The organism is Pontibacter pamirensis (assembly GCF_010015475.1).
In the GTDB taxonomy this organism is placed as follows: domain Bacteria; phylum Bacteroidota; class Bacteroidia; order Cytophagales; family Hymenobacteraceae; genus Pontibacter; species Pontibacter pamirensis.
Map to the genome: position 1 here is coordinate 12,245 of NZ_SSNI01000047.1, position 15,142 is coordinate 27,386.

Here is a 15,142-nt window from a genome sequence, read left to right on the forward strand (position 1 = left end):
GGGAAAGAAACGAAGCTCCTGCCGTAACCCGCAAAAAGCTTAGAAGTCGCGTTGATTTCCGTTGAGGATGACCACACCCGCTCATATCATAATTCAGCCGTTTTCCAGGACAAGACAGAAACGAACACTCAACGTGTGAACTGCAAAGAGCCAAAAAGCCACGATGAGAACCCTGCTTCAGCAAGCAGGACATAAACACATATTACCTGTGGCTTATTGTCGCTTAATCGGAGGCTTGCCCGAAGGCTCCTGCATGGAAGCTACGCCTCCTTGCGGCAAGCTAAAACGGTGCGTGTGACGTATACACAATAGAGGCAAGCAGCAAGCAAACCTATTCACTGTCAAAAAGATACAGCTATGAAAATCAACAAAGAGGACCTGCCCATCGCCATGGAGGCTCCCGGCACCGTGATGCGCAACGCAGCCGGATTCGGGGGCATGGCCGTTGCTTTCAACCAAGCTCCCAAGGGAACGGACCTGAGGCCCTTGCTTCAGGGGTTAAGCAATGACAGCTGCCACTGCCCGCACTGGGGCTATATCCTGCAGGGGGCCATCCGCATCCTCTATGACGACAAATCAGAGGAGGTCGCCCGCGAAGGTGACTTGTTTTACTGGCCGGCCGGGCACACCGCCGTCGTGGAAGAGGATTTGAAACTGGTGGAGTTCAGCCCGGAGCGGGAGTTCAGAGAGGTGATGGAGCATATCGGCAGGAAAATGGACGACGCGGGTAAATGACCCCGCACGGGTCTGGCGGGAGCCAAGGGCTGGTCAGGTGACCTGGTTGCCGCACAGAAAGAATAATTCCAGATACCAAAGCATAGCTGCTATGCTTCGGCTACGCCTTGCCCGCTATACGTACTAATCCGTTGCGGGACATGCCAGGGTTGATTTCTTTATAACCTTAAATACATGGTCAATGAAAAAACTCTTCTTTCTACTAGCCTTTATTTCAGGCATCTGTCTCGGGCAAGCACAAGAACTCAAAGGAAAAGTGATTGTGGAGCGAATCAACTCCCTTGCCTTACAAAATACCGGAGGGGAAAACCCAGTGAGAAGGGTAACGATTTATCTGCCGCCTAACTACGACCAAACAACCAACCGGTATCCTGTCATTTACTATTTGCACGGCTTCACCTGGAACGATAGTCTTCAAATTGCCGAAGTTCATTTCGACCAATTATTAGACAAAGCCATAAGGGATGGAAAAATAAGACCAGTAATTGTCGTGATGCCGGATCAGTATACCCTATACCGAGGGAGTTTCTATACCAACTCCCCCTTAACCGGATACTGGGCCGATTTTACCGCTAAAGATTTGGTCAACTACATAGACGGGCACTATCGAACTATTCCTGATAAAGAGAGCCGTGGCATTACAGGTCATTCTATGGGTGGTTATGGTGCCATCAAATTAGGAATGCTTTTTCCTGAAGTATTTACAAGCGTTTATGCATTGAGCCCTGGCGCCTTAGCTCTGTTTGAAGAATTCGGAGCAAATGGCACGGCCTTCAGGCGGGCGCAAAGCATCAAGTCCAAAGAAGAATTGATAACAGGATACAATGAGATATTAGCCAACGCTGTTGTGGCAATGGGACAGGCCTATACTCCCAACGCCTCTAAACCGCCATTCTATTGCGACTTCCCCTTTACCTACAAGGGAGACAGTTTGATAGTAAACGAGGAAGTTTTGGAAGTATGGAACAATAATTCGCCTTTGTATATGGTGGACCAGTATGCCCATAACATCCGAAAATTGAAAGCACTGAAACTCGACTGGGGACGAAACGAAGAATTTGCTTTCATTCCATTGACCTGCAAGATGTTCAGTGAAAAGCTGGAGAGTTTAGGCATTAATCATTATGCGGAAGAATACATTGGTACACACGGCAACAAGCTCTGGACAGAAGATGGAAGAGCATTGAACGACATGTTGCCCTTCTTTGATACGTATTTGAGATTTGAGGAAATGAAATCTAAAACGACACGGAGTTCAAAAAAATCGAAAAAGAAATAAGCAGCACGTCCCGCAACAGCGGCAGGCCAAAATAGGGGCTGATGAACAGTTTTAAGCACCAGGTTTTTATTTAGCAACAGAACACATACCAGGCTGAGGTGCCTCCATGCCCGTACTTCGGCAAGCGGCAGACGTTAGCTATACTCCAGACAGCTAGCGATGTGTCTGAAATGAATCATTTTAAATTGAACCTGCATCAAAAAGAGGCTTAGGCATAGTGCAGGTAACACGGACTGTAATACTGGAATTAAGTGACTAGTTACAAATTACATTAGATATTTTTAGTACCTTTTATAATAGATTTAGACTCTCAGCTGGCGACAACTATTGCCCAAAGGGTGATGCCGCAGAACTGCAGGTTATGTATCGTGAACCTTAGAATCTTCACCTACAACCTTCCTCCTCCAGCCCGTCCCCCTAAAGTAGCTTCATCGCTGTATCATGAAGTCAAGCCTTCTGCTTCTCTGTTCTCTCTTCCTTGCCTTTGTGCAGGTACAGGCGCAGCCCATGGCTGACTCCGTCGTGTACCTCCATACCCTGCCTGCTGATGGTGTTGTGCTGGACAAAGGCTGGAAATATCTTTCCGGTGATAACCCCGCCTATGCAAATCCAGATTATAATGACGAAGCCTGGAAAACCATCAATCCTACGTTAGATATCTATGACTGTCAACAGATTCCAAAATCTGGAATTGTCTGGTTTCGGTTACGCCTTATAATAAATACTTCACTGGAAAGACAGTTGGCGTTAATAATTCAGCAATCCGGTGCCTCAGAGATTTATTTGGATGGGCAATTGATTCATCGCTTTGGAGTTGTAAGTTCAAATCCGGCAAATGTAAAAGCCTATGATCCATTGTGGAAACCAGTATCTTTTCCTATAAAGAAAGATACCATACAGGTTTTGGCAGTTCGGTTCGCTACCCAACCCAATATCCGGTATACTACTATCTTTGCAACGACTAACCACGCTTTATGGATGCAAATAAAAGACGTTGAATCGGCGGTCAGTTTCTATCATCAACAAGCTTCACTTTTCAAGTGGCTTCATATTATTATAATTGGTGTTTGTTTTTTGTTTTGCGTACTCCACTTTGCCTTTTACCTCTTCTATCCTTCCCAAAAAGCCAACTTCTACTTTGCTGTTTTTGCTCTCTTTTTGGTTACGGCAATCGTTCTACAACATATATTTTATTTAGAGGCACACGAGGTAAAATATAAGTTTTTCCTAGGTAATTTTTCATTTGTCTTTTTCCTGGTCGGTAACCTGTTTTTACTCACCGCTATTCATTACCTGCTTGAACAAAAAAAAGATATATTCTATTGGGGCCTGGTTTTCTATGTAATTATCAGCTTTTTTTTGAACTCGGGGTCCTATCGGTGGGGCTGGCTGGCTGGCGGCGTTCTGGCGCAGAATCTGATAAATTTTAATATACTTCGCATCTCTCTTCTGGCTTTGCGAAGAAAGAAAAGAGGGTCTTTGATTATTGTTGCGGGCGCTATCCTTTATTCTATAGGCTTTTTGATGTTTATAGCACAAGGTAAACTTGTTAATGTTGACTTTTTTCTAACTATATCGACTTTACCTACCGTCCTTTTTAATATAAACCAGTTGAGCATTCCAATGGCAGCTTCAATTTATCTAGGTCTTGAATTTGCTTTTGTCAATGATTTCCTACAGCAAAAACTTAAAGAAGTAAAGGACCTCTCCGAAAAGAGCCTTACTCAGGAACGCGAAAAACAGCAATTACTGGCCAGCCAAAACGAAACTTTGGAGCAACAGGTAACCGAGCGTACAGCAGAACTCAAGCTGTCGCTTGATGAGCTGAAATCCACGCAGGAACAACTAATCCAACGGGAGAAAATGGCCTCCCTTGGGGAGCTCACCGCCGGCATCGCCCACGAGATCCAGAACCCTTTGAACTTCGTCAACAACTTCTCGGAACTGAACCAGGAGCTGTTCCAAGAAGTGCAGGAGGAGGTGAGGCAGCTGAGCGTATCCCCAACAGAGAAGGCGAATCTGCAGGAGCTGATCTCAAATCTGTCACAGAACCAAAGGAAGGTCCATCTCCACGGGCAAAGGGCCGATGCTATCGTCAAAGGGATGCTGGAGCACTCCCGCGCCAGTACGGGGGAGAAGCGGCTGACTGACCTCAATGCCTTGGTTGAAGAGTACCTGCGCCTGGCATATGCTGGAGTGAGAGCAAGTGACAAGGACTTCACCTGCACCCTTGACACTTGCTATGACCAAAGCCTTAAAAAGATGGAGGTGGTGCCGCAGGAGCTGGGGCGGGTGCTTTTGAACCTCTTCAACAACGCCTTCTATGCCGTGCGGCAGAAACAGAAGTGGGGGCTGGTGGGATACGAGCCGAAGGTGGCGGTAAGCACAGCAACCCAAAACGGAAAAGTAGAGATAAGGGTGTGGGACAATGGTACAGGAATTTCTGAGAGCGTTAAGGGCAAAATCTTTCAGCCCTTTTTCACCACCAAGCCTACAGGACAAGGAACAGGATTAGGTCTCTCCCTCTCCTATGATATTATCACGAAGGGTCACGGTGGAGAAATGAGGGTAACATCTAAGGAAGGTGAGTGGACAGAGTTTACCGTTTCGATTCCGTATGTACCTGTAGGTGAGGAACAACATGCTGCCTCTATTGCTCCTCTCCCACCTGCAGATACTTTACCACAGCCATAAAATCTTTGTGGATATGGTTCGATAATTCAATCCTTCGGTCTACACTAAACGCCTCCAGAGCCATCTGGAGGCGTTTTTTCATTTGCTTCGGACACTATTCGGACACTAAAACCGCCACCTATCAATTTAACACATCTCGATTAGACAAATAATTACTTTTTTGGAGGAGGTTAAGCTTCTGTTGTTTGCCTAATTCCTTTTATTGCCCTCCCCTACTATTTGCCCTTAGGTGAACCTATCAGTTAGCCTATGAACACACTGTTCATGATATCATGAATGGTCTCACCAAATCATCTCTTAAAATAATTTACAAGTTTGATTTTTGAGACGGCAAAATGAGACGCCATACAGGCTGCAGGGGCAAATACCGCTGCAGGTTTTACGATGTCAAAATCCCCACATTTTCTGGGAAACAAAGTAAAAGCTCTATACCAATCACCGCTTTGCAGCAACTAGAGCTAAAATCATATTATTTGTGTTTACTAACCAACTAGTTTGTCATCTCCTGTATTAACATACAAAACAGAAGATGTTTGTACAAGTAACAGCAAGTCAAATTATTACTTTATATTATCCAAATAAACCACGTATAAAGATATTATCGAAGCAAGGGAGAGGAGGTCACTGGTTGTTATTTACCACTTACCACAATTGTGCTTGCTGGATAAAGAAGGCAGCGCTATGAAATTGGGAATCATTATTATCTTCCTCTTCTCTTTTGCACATGTGCAGCTGCGGGCACAGGAAAAAAACGCCTGCGCTGTCCATCTAAACCACTTACCAGAGGATGGAATTCTACTGGACAGGGGCTGGAAACTTCAGGCAGGTGACAATCCAGAATGGGCCTCTCCGAACATTGATGACAGCGGATGGCAAGCTGTTGACCCAACCAAGGATATAAAAGCCATGCCTTAACTCTGGCAAAATGATGTAGTATGGCTTCGGCTGGAGCTTTGTGTGGACAGCGCACTGTGGCGGCAGCCTCTGGTGCTGCATGTGCAGCAGACAGGCGCATCAGAAATTTACCTGAACGGCCGTCTTATTAAACAATTGGGTGTGGTGAGCCAAAACCCGGAAGAAGTGCAGGCCCGTACGCTACCACAAGGGCACATGATTCATTTGCCACTGGCAGGCGGAACTAAGCAGGTCTTAGCTGTGCGGTATGCCCTGCAGAAGGATCTGCCAATTTTTAATGTGGGGAATAGGTCAAACTTTACCCTGCAGATAAGGCTCAACGAGATGAATGCAGCAGCTGTCTATTCCGCGGCAGAATATGCGTCGCCTTTTGAGTTCTTCCGGGCAGGTTTCTTTTGCATACTCGCCATTCTTCACCTTGCTTTCTTTTTTTTCTATCCTACACAGCGGGCCAACCTGTACTTCTTCCTTTATGCTCTTTTTTCTGCTTTGGCAGCCATTTTAATTAACTCAGCCTACAAAGTCCATTCAGTGGAAGCAAAAATGTACCTGCTCATCATGGGAGGATGTTTTATAGGCTCTTTGAATTATTTCTTTTATTTAAGAGCCCTTTACCGCCTGTTTAACCAGCCAAAGGGGATAGTTTTCTGGGCATTGACAGTGGGCTTATTTCTCTTTTTCCTGGATGGATTCTGGTTAAACCCTTATAGGTGGCTGGTTTTTATTCTGATTGTTTTGATTATTCCTTTGGAGACTTTGAGGGTTGCATTGCTGGGTATAAAAAGAAAGCAGCGGGGAGCATGGATAGTAGCCGGAGGAGCTATCAGTTATTTTATTTTTTATAGCCTCTTTGAAGCCATGGCAATGGGATATTTACCGGCTGGCCCCAATTGGGTTATAGGAAACTTAATGTGGAACATCAGCTACTTAAGCTTTCCGGTATCCATCTCCATCTTACTGGCACTGGAGTTTGCCTTCACCAGCCGCACACTGGAAGCGAAGCTGGAAGAGGTTCAGCACCTCTCAGAGAAGACACTTGCTCAGGAGCAGGAAAAACAGCAACTCCTTGCCGCCCAAAACGAGACGCTGGAGCGCCAGGTGGTCGAAAGAACAGCTGAGGTTGTCAAGCAAAAAGAAAAGCTACAGGCCACACTTGAGCACCTGAAAGCCACGCAAAACCAGCTTGTGCACAAGGAGAAGATGGCTAGTTTAGGAGAGCTCACCGCCGGCATTGCCCACGAAATACAGAACCCGCTCAACTTCATCAACAACTTCTCGGAGCTGGGTCAGGAGCTGTGCCAGGAAGTGCAGGAGGAGGTGAGACAGCTGAGCGTCCCACCTGGAGAGAAGAAGAACCTGCAGGAGCTGATCTCAAATCTGTCACAGAACCAAAGGAAGGTCCATCTCCACGGGCAAAGGGCCGATGCCATCGTCAAAGGGATGCTGGAGCACTCCCGCTCCAGTGCGGGGGAGAAGCAGCTGACGAACATCAATGCCTTGGTTAATGAGTACCTACGCTTCTCCTACTCCGGCATCCGGGCCAAGCACAAAGGTTTTTCCTGCACCCTCGAAACTGCCTATGACCAACGCCTTGAAAAGATAGAGGTGGTGCCGCAGGAGCTGGGGCGGGCGCTGCTCAACCTCTTCAACAACGCCTTCTACGCTGTACAGCAGAAACAGAAATTGGGGCAGGTGGGGTACGAGCCGAAGGTGGCAATCAGCACAGCAACCCAAAACGGAAAAGCGGAGATACGGGTGTGGGACAATGGCACGGGAATACCGGAAAGTGTGAAGCATAAAATCTTCCAGCCCTTTTTCACCACCAAGCCTACCGGCCAGGGAACTGGTTTAGGCCTTTCGCTCGGTTATGACATTATCACCAAGATGCACGGCGGGGAGCTGGCTGTAGCCACTGAGCAGGGAGAGTGGGCGGAGTTTACCATCACGCTTCCTTATGTTCCTGTACCCAGTAAACCCACTCTACATACAGCCCCTCACTAAACATATGTAGCGTTATAGGCCCATAAGAATTGGTCCTGAAAAAGAGGTCTTATTTCTTGTAGGGTACGTTGTATCCCTCCTTCTTAACATCAATGGCATAGATGCTCTTGCCTCCGGCTATGAACAGTGTTTTACTGAACCGGCCTCTCCCGAAACACATGTTCACTGCCTCCGGCACCTTGATCTCGGCTATCTTCTTTCCTTTTGGTGAGTAAACCTCCAGCCTTTCCCATACTCCGATGTACAGATTACCCTCTCTGTCAACGGCGAGGCCGTCGGGGCAGCTCGTTCCGTAGTCAATGAGTTTCCCCCTGAACTGTAGACTGCCGTCCGGCAGTAAGTTATAGGCAAGGATGTAACCCTCACCGGTGGGTCTGACTGCTTTTATATCATCGGACAGGAACCTCGAATTACCGTCGCCTGGTTGGTCACAGTTCGCGACATAAAGCGTCTTCTGGTCAGGCGAAATGGCAATACCATTCGGCTTAGCCACATTGGCGGCCACTAAATGCACGGAGCCGTCTTTGTCGATCCGGTAGACCCCCATCACATGCTGCTCCAGCGGTTCCTGCCCGATGTAGCGGGGATCGGTGAATTACACCCTACCCTGCTCATCCACGGCAACATCGTTAGGGGCATTGAATGGCCTTCCCTGGTAGAGGCCGGCGATGATCACGCTCTTGCCCGTCTTCATGTCTGTTCTGGTGACCCTGCGCCCGCCGAAGTCCGCTCCCTCACAGACGATAAGGTTACCCTCCGCGTCGAAGGTGAGCCTGTTTGCCATGCCGCTCGGCGACCTGAACACGCTGCTCTCTCCTGTTAAGGGGTTGAGCCTCCAGATGATGCCTGCTTTGCCGGGGACTCCGTTGGTCAAGGGCAGATCACAGAAGTACAGCATCCCGTCGGGGGACATGGCAGGGCCCTCCAGCTGGGTTTCCCCTCCAGAGAAGATTTCTTTCACGGTGGCATCTGCCGCCACTATCTCTGTCCCTTTCGTCTGCTGAGCGAATGCATGAGACTGAAGCAACAATACAAGGTGTATCAGCACGAAGGCAAGGAAGGAGTAAGTTTTCAAAATGCGCCAATAGAGTTTCATATTCATCTACCTGCTCATTTAATCCTTATGATATGCTGCAGCCTGCTGAGTGCCTCAACTACTGTAGTATATACGCAATTAGCTTGATTGGGCTCATCTACATAAACAGCTAAAAAAGCATGTTCAAGTCCATGAAGATAGGTTAAAGGAAACTATCAAAGAGTGCAGCTGAGCTGTAGATAATACCAGAACCTTCTTCTACCACTCCGACGTCTATGAGGTTTTCCCGATAACAGTTGTTAAGATAAACAAGCAATCAATTGCTATTGTAGAAGAGGGTATTTATCACCCCTCTCCCACCTGCAGATACTTTTCCACAGCCTTAAAATCTTTGTGGATATGGTTCGATAATTCGATACTAAGGTCTACATGAAAGGCCTCCAGTTAACACTGGAGGCCTTTTTCTATTTACTTCGGACACTATTCGGACACTAATATTGGTATCCCGTCGCAATCTGCACCTATTTCCACCTTCCAACGTTGAGTTTTTTCTTTAATTCTCGTTCTTCCATATTCAGCCAATCAAAGAAGGGCAGCTCCTCCTCCTCTTTTGCTTTATCCTTTCTATAGTGCCAGTAAGAGTTATAAGAACCTGCTCTCATCCAAATATTAACTACCTGGCAATCTTCTTCAAACTCATGCATTATCTCCTCAACATAAAATGAAGTGGTTCCCAGATAGGCTGAAAAGAAAGGTAAAGAGACTTCTTCGCCTACCCTCGGCATCACAGGCAATTTATCGACATCTATCCCTAAGAACTTTCCTTGCTCCGAACCCCTAATCAAAAACTCATAACGAACTTTAGGAAATGAAAAAGCAGAACGTGTTTCGTGGTCCAGAATTAAATCATTATAAATGTCCTCTATAAGTTTTCTTGCCTTACTAACACTTACACCGCTTCTAGCTGCTATTTCTTTAAGCGAAGGGAGCTTCCCTTCTCCATAAAAGAAATCATCTTTTACGATTTGCCTTAGAAGCACTGAATATTTTTTATCCTTTTGGGACAATTCAAGAGCCGATTTTCGCATGGCTCCAATATTTAGAAGGATGGTTTTAGTAGATAGACTTTTCTCTTCCATTTTTAAAATATTTACATAGGTGAACGATGTAACCAATCATCCAGATGTAGTTAGAATAATAAGCTAACTTGGCTGAGTATTAATCTTAAACAAGAACTCTAACTAGTGCATTATTCTAGTTAACTTAAGAGGATTTTTTGATAATAGGAATTTTTGAATATTATTAATTACATTGCAAAAAGACAGTAGTCTGAGAACCTGGCCTAAAGTAGATGGAGCACGTTGCCTTTTTTGACCTGGAAGTAAGCCTTCAGCCTAAAGCAAGGGTGCAGAGCATTGGAGCCTGGTTCAATGGTCGTATCTGGCATTCCACATCAGTTTATGACTTTGAGCAGTTTCAGCTGGATTCTCATTTTCTCTGCGGCCATAACATTCTGGCGCACGACCTCCCCTTCCTCAAAGCTGCCGGAGGGGTCTCTGAGGGCTTCTTTCGCAAAAGGTTTATTGACACGCTTTACCTCTCCCCACTATTCTTTCCTAACCGGCCTTACCACCGGCTTGTGAAAGACTACCGGTTAATGAGTGAACACTACAATAATCCTGTTGAAGACTCTAAAATAGCGGCAGACCTTCTGGCGGACTGTATCAGTGCCTACTACAGTATGCCTATTGGGCTAAGACGGATAATCAACCAACTTCTTTGCACCGATACATCCTTTCGTTCGTTTTTTGAGCTTTTAGATGATAACAGTTCAAGCGAAGTAGATGGGCCGCTTGAAGAACAGATTAGGTCCTTCTTCCAAAACAGGATTTGTTCTAACGTTATCCTTTACACACTCATACTCCAGCTAAGGGTACCCTTAGCCTATGCACTGGTCCTGATAAATGCCCCTGATCAGGGTTCCATTATCCCACCCTGGCTGCTGCACCGTTTCCCGGAAGTGGTGACTGTATTGCAGCTGCTTCGGGGCACTGGGTGCCAGCAGCCCTCCTGCCACTACTGCGAAACATATCTTTCGCCGGTAGCAGGGCTTAAAAAGTACTTTGGCTATGCCGGGTTCCGGAAGTTTACCTCTACCGAGCAGACACCCTTGCAGCAACAGGTAGTGGAAGCAGGCTTGAAGGGAGAATCGCTGGTGGCTATCTTCCCGACCGGAGGTGGCAAGTCTCTTACGTTCCAGTTGCCTGCCCTCATGAAAGGCGAGGCAAACCGGGGTTTAACCGTTGTCATTTCACCCCTGCAGGCACTTATGAAAGACCAGGTGGATGTGCTGCGAAACCGTTTCGACATCACCACGGCCGTGGCCATTAACGGGCTGCTTTCCCCGCTGGAGCGAGCTGATGCCATTCAAACGGTTCATGATGGAGGCGCTACCCTTTTGTACATCTCTCCTGAATCCCTGCGCTCCAACACCATTTACCGGCTGTTAAAAGGGCGTCAGATTGAACGGTTTGTCATTGATGAGGCCCACTGCTTTTCTTCCTGGGGACAGGATTTCCGGGTAGACTACCTGTATATTGGTCGCTTTTTAAAGGAACTTGCCGAAGCTAAAAACCTGCAACATCCAATACCTGTTTCCTGCTTTACCGCTACGGCTAAGCCCGAGGTAGTGCAGGACATCATCTCTTACTTTAAAGAGCAGGCGAACCTGGACCTGAAACTGTATCAGACAACTGCTTCACGGAAGAACCTGGCCTACCATGCTTCGAAGGCAGAGGGTAAGGAGGCAAAACTACAGCAGCTAAAGGACCTGTTTCAGGACATTACAGAACCGGCGATAGTTTATGTGAGCAGAACGAAAACCACGGAATACGTAGCCGAAGAACTTAAAAAGGCAGGCATTAAAGCGGCGGCTTTCCACGGCAAAATGAATGCTGACCTGAAAATCCGCATCCAGGACAGCTTTATGAAAGGCGAAATCAATGTAATCGTGGCAACTTCCGCTTTCGGGATGGGAGTTGACAAGGAGAACGTGAAGCTGGTGGTGCACTTTGATATATCTGACTCACTGGAGAACTACATCCAGGAAGCAGGGCGTGCGGGAAGAAAGCCGGAAATGGAGGCCAACTGCCATCTGCTCTTTGACGAGAATGACCTGAACGAGCATTTTGCCTTGCTAAACCAGACGAAGCTCTCTAAAAAGGAAGTAGGCCAGATATGGAAGGCGGTAAAAGATTTCAAAAGGCTGAAGTTTACCAAGTCGGCTTTAGAGCTGGCCAAGCAGGCTGGCTGGGATACAGACATGATACAACTGGAGACGCAGGTAAAGGCCGCTATAGCCGCTCTGGAAGATGTAGGGTACCTGAAGCGGGAAATGAATTCCCCACGGATATTTGCCCAAAGTATTCTGGTGCGGAATGTAGAGGCCGCCAACAAGGTGATTCATGCAAACGCGGACAAATTTCCGGGCGACCAGCTACAACAGGCCATCCGGATATTTCAATACCTAATTTCCCGGGAAGACACCATGGTCGACGCCCTGTCTGACCACTTAGGCATACAAAAGGAAGTTGTAGTCAGAATTCTGCTTCACTTCAAGGAACTCGGCCTGCTTGGCGACACCAAAGACCTGACGGCGCTGATTAACCCTACCAGAAGTGAAAAGAACTCGGAGCATTGCTTCCAGCGCTACGCCAAACTTGAAAAGGCGCTGCTGCACATCTTATTGCCATTTGATGAATCACCAGTTGTTTTCCAGACGCACTTGCGCGACATCAACGAAAAACTAATAGATCAGGGCTCTGAGAGTAGCTCCATAGAGGCTATCCGGAACCTGCTGCAATACTGGGAGCATGAGCATTACATCAAGAAAGAACGGATAGATGCCCATACCCTGCTCTACCGCATCGCGTTCCGGAAAGAAAAGCAGGAAATAGAAGAGAAGATCATAAGCCGTCTCACCAGGGCTGCAGACGTGGTGCAATGGCTCTGCAGACAAAATGCCCTTGAGGTAGCAAACAAGCAGAAGCAGGAGGATGCTGCCCTGGAATTTTCCATGGTGGAAATGAAAAAGCAGGTGGAGCTCAGCAACATCATGCTATCCAAAGCTTCGCTGACGGACTATGAGGCAGTGCTGCTGTACCTGCACATCATCGGGGCCATTAAGCTGGAAGGCGGCCTGTTCGTCCTCTACAACCCCATGACCATCATACGCCTAATAGATGATAACAGGAAGCAGTACACGCTTGAAGATTATGGCAAGCTGCAGCGGCATTATGATAAAAAGGTTGAGCAGATTCATATCATGGGTGAGTATGCCAAAAAGCAACTCCGAAACCATGTGGAGGCAATCAGCTTTGTAGATGATTACTTCCGCTTAGGCTACGAGGCTTTTGTGCAACGTCATTTCCGGAACGAAAAAGGCAAGCTGAAACAGCCCATCACGGATAAGAAGTATCGGGAAATATTTGCGGCCCTTTCACCGGACCAGATGCAGGTTATCAAGGACAACAAGAGCCCTAATATTTTAGTGGGTGCCGGTCCTGGCAGCGGAAAAACACGGGTGCTTGTGCACAAGGTGGCGGCCCTGCTGATGATGGAAGATATCAAACCAGATCAGTTCCTGATGCTGACCTTCTCCCGTCCTGCCGCGACAGAGTTTAAAGAAAGACTGCAAAAGCTGATTGGAAAGTCTGCTTACCATATTGATATCTACACCTACCACGGCTTTGCTTTCCAGCTTCTGGGCCGCGTAGGCGACCTCAAGAAGTCTGACAATGTCATTAAGCAAGCTACCGAGGGCCTGGTGAATGATGATGTCCCCAGTGACCGTCTGAAATGCAAGAGCGTTATTGTAGTGGATGAGTACCAGGACATCAGCCAGCAGGAATATGATTTCCTAAGCACCATTATTGAGCTGGCCGAGGATGTACGGGTGATTGTGGTCGGTGATGATGACCAGAACATCTATGAGTTCAGGGGCTCTTCTGTGTCCTTTATGCGGGACTTTGAGCGGGACAGGCAGGCAACGAAGTACCTGTTCAGCACAAACTACCGTGCTTGCTTTAACCTTGTGGATTTCTCGAACCAGTTTCTGAAGCTTTTCCGGTCTGACAGGCTGAAAGCAGGTTTACCGTTGATAGCGCATAACCAGACCTACGGCGGCATTTGCCTGACACGCTACACGCCTTCTTCCGACCTGGTCATCCCGTTGGTGCAGGATGTAGTACAAAAGCAGCTGACAGGCACTATTGCTGTACTAACACACACGAACGAGGAAGCCCTGCTGGTGCAGAACCTGTTGCTCCAACACGGCGGCATACCTACCCACCTGATTATGGCGCAGGAGGGCTTTTCTTTGCGGCAGCTTTTGGAGCTAAAGTGTTTCAGCTGGTATATCCGCGACAAAATCAGCGGCGAGCTTGGCTTCATTTCAAGTGAAGGATGGGAGCAAAGCCGCACCCGGATTGATCAGGACTTCGCCTCCTCCTCAAACCTGCAACTGGTGCAGGATGTAATTCATGAGTTTGAGAAGACGCATGGCGAACGGAAGTTCTGGTCTGATTGGCTGGCTTTCTTACAGGAAGCACGCACCGAAGATTTTATATACCCGGAAACGAGCAAAGTGCTGGTTTCTACCATGCACAAGGCCAAAGGAAAAGAATTTGACCATGTATTTTTGCTCCTCCGAAACTACCCCTTAGTGAAGGAGTCAAACAAACGCGTGGTGTATGTGGCTGTTACCCGGGCAAAGAAATCCCTGCATATTCACACCGATCAGCCTTACTTCAATCATATCGAGGTTCCCCAATTAGAGAAAGCAGTAGATCAAAACATTTATCCGGCACCGGAGGCATTGCAGCTGGAACTTGGCATGAACGATGTCTGGCTTGGCTTCTTTAAAAAACCTGATAATGTAAAGGCTATAAAGCGCCTTCAAGCAGGCATTACTTTACAAGTAAAAGAAGACCCTCAGGATGGTCTTTTCATTTCAGGCTCTCCTGTCGTAGCCTTTTCTCTGAAGTTTAAGGAAAAGCTAACGCACCTGATGAAACAAGGCTACGCTTTCCAAAGTGCTGCAGTAGCGCATGTTGTAGTCTGGTATTGCGAGGATGATGGAAAAGAATATCGGGTGATTTTGCCAAGGTTATATCTACAGAAGCTATGAACCGCAGTTGTGAGGGTGTTGTTTGAAACTGAAATCACATAATGAAGATGTTTTATAGCTTGTCACGAAAGGACAGATTAGAAATAAATTTTGATAATACTGTCATTTAACTTAAAAAAAAGTTCCTCATAAGCATATTGAGGATTAGATTATAACCTGCAGTTTCAATTATTAACAAACTCACACGACAAATACCAAAACTTATTCAAAAAACTCTTTTAAGTTTATTGCTCCTAAACACAATCATAAAATTTCAAAGAAAATTTTAAATAGAGTATTGCAATACATATATATT

The 15,142-nt window shown here is 46.8% G+C and carries 9 protein-coding genes; 6 read left to right on the top strand and 3 right to left on the bottom strand.

The window, feature by feature from the left end:
• Positions 1 to 357 precede the first annotated feature (357 nt).
• From E1919_RS23630 to E1919_RS27715, 5 genes are all read left to right on the top strand, one after another.
• A complete protein-coding gene (locus tag E1919_RS23630) occupies positions 358 to 735 on the top strand; it encodes a cupin domain-containing protein (RefSeq protein ID WP_162055881.1) in 378 nt (125 codons plus the stop codon).
• Positions 736 to 916: 181 nt separating this feature from the next.
• Positions 917 to 2,014, top strand: a complete 1,098-nt coding sequence (locus tag E1919_RS23635) for an alpha/beta hydrolase (protein ID WP_162055882.1) — start codon at positions 917 to 919, stop codon at positions 2,012 to 2,014.
• A 441-nt stretch (positions 2,015 to 2,455) separates the two neighbouring features.
• Positions 2,456 to 4,708, top strand: coding sequence for an ATP-binding protein (locus E1919_RS23640; RefSeq protein ID WP_237144824.1), 2,253 nt, complete (start codon positions 2,456 to 2,458; stop codon positions 4,706 to 4,708).
• Between the two features lie 681 nt (positions 4,709 to 5,389).
• Positions 5,390 to 5,623, top strand: coding sequence for a hypothetical protein (locus E1919_RS23645; protein ID WP_162055883.1), 234 nt, complete (start codon positions 5,390 to 5,392; stop codon positions 5,621 to 5,623).
• 42 nt (positions 5,624 to 5,665) lie between these two features.
• The gene (locus E1919_RS27715) at positions 5,666 to 7,624 is read left to right on the top strand and encodes an ATP-binding protein (protein WP_237144825.1); all 1,959 of its coding nucleotides are present in this window, start codon (positions 5,666 to 5,668) and stop codon (positions 7,622 to 7,624) included.
• A gap of 49 nt (positions 7,625 to 7,673) precedes the next feature.
• On the opposite strand, the gene E1919_RS23655 is transcribed toward E1919_RS27715, so the two are convergent.
• From E1919_RS23655 to E1919_RS23665, 3 genes are all read right to left on the bottom strand, one after another.
• Positions 7,674 to 8,171, bottom strand: coding sequence for an SMP-30/gluconolactonase/LRE family protein (locus E1919_RS23655; protein WP_237144828.1), 498 nt, complete (start codon positions 8,169 to 8,171; stop codon positions 7,674 to 7,676).
• Positions 8,172 to 8,219: 48 nt separating this feature from the next.
• Positions 8,220 to 8,726 carry an SMP-30/gluconolactonase/LRE family protein gene (locus tag E1919_RS23660; RefSeq protein WP_162055885.1) on the bottom strand — a complete coding sequence of 169 codons (507 nt, stop codon included), beginning with the start codon at positions 8,724 to 8,726 and terminating at the stop codon, positions 8,220 to 8,222.
• A gap of 455 nt (positions 8,727 to 9,181) precedes the next feature.
• Positions 9,182 to 9,799 (bottom strand): hypothetical protein, encoded by a 618-nt coding sequence (locus tag E1919_RS23665; RefSeq protein ID WP_162055886.1) that lies wholly within the window; start codon positions 9,797 to 9,799, stop codon positions 9,182 to 9,184.
• Between the two features lie 212 nt (positions 9,800 to 10,011).
• Here E1919_RS23665 and E1919_RS23670 point away from each other — a divergent pair, with 212 nt between their 5' ends.
• Complete coding sequence (locus E1919_RS23670) at positions 10,012 to 14,847, top strand: RecQ family ATP-dependent DNA helicase (RefSeq protein WP_162055887.1); 4,836 nt, start codon at positions 10,012 to 10,014, stop codon at positions 14,845 to 14,847.
• Positions 14,848 to 15,142: the final 295 nt, after the last annotated feature.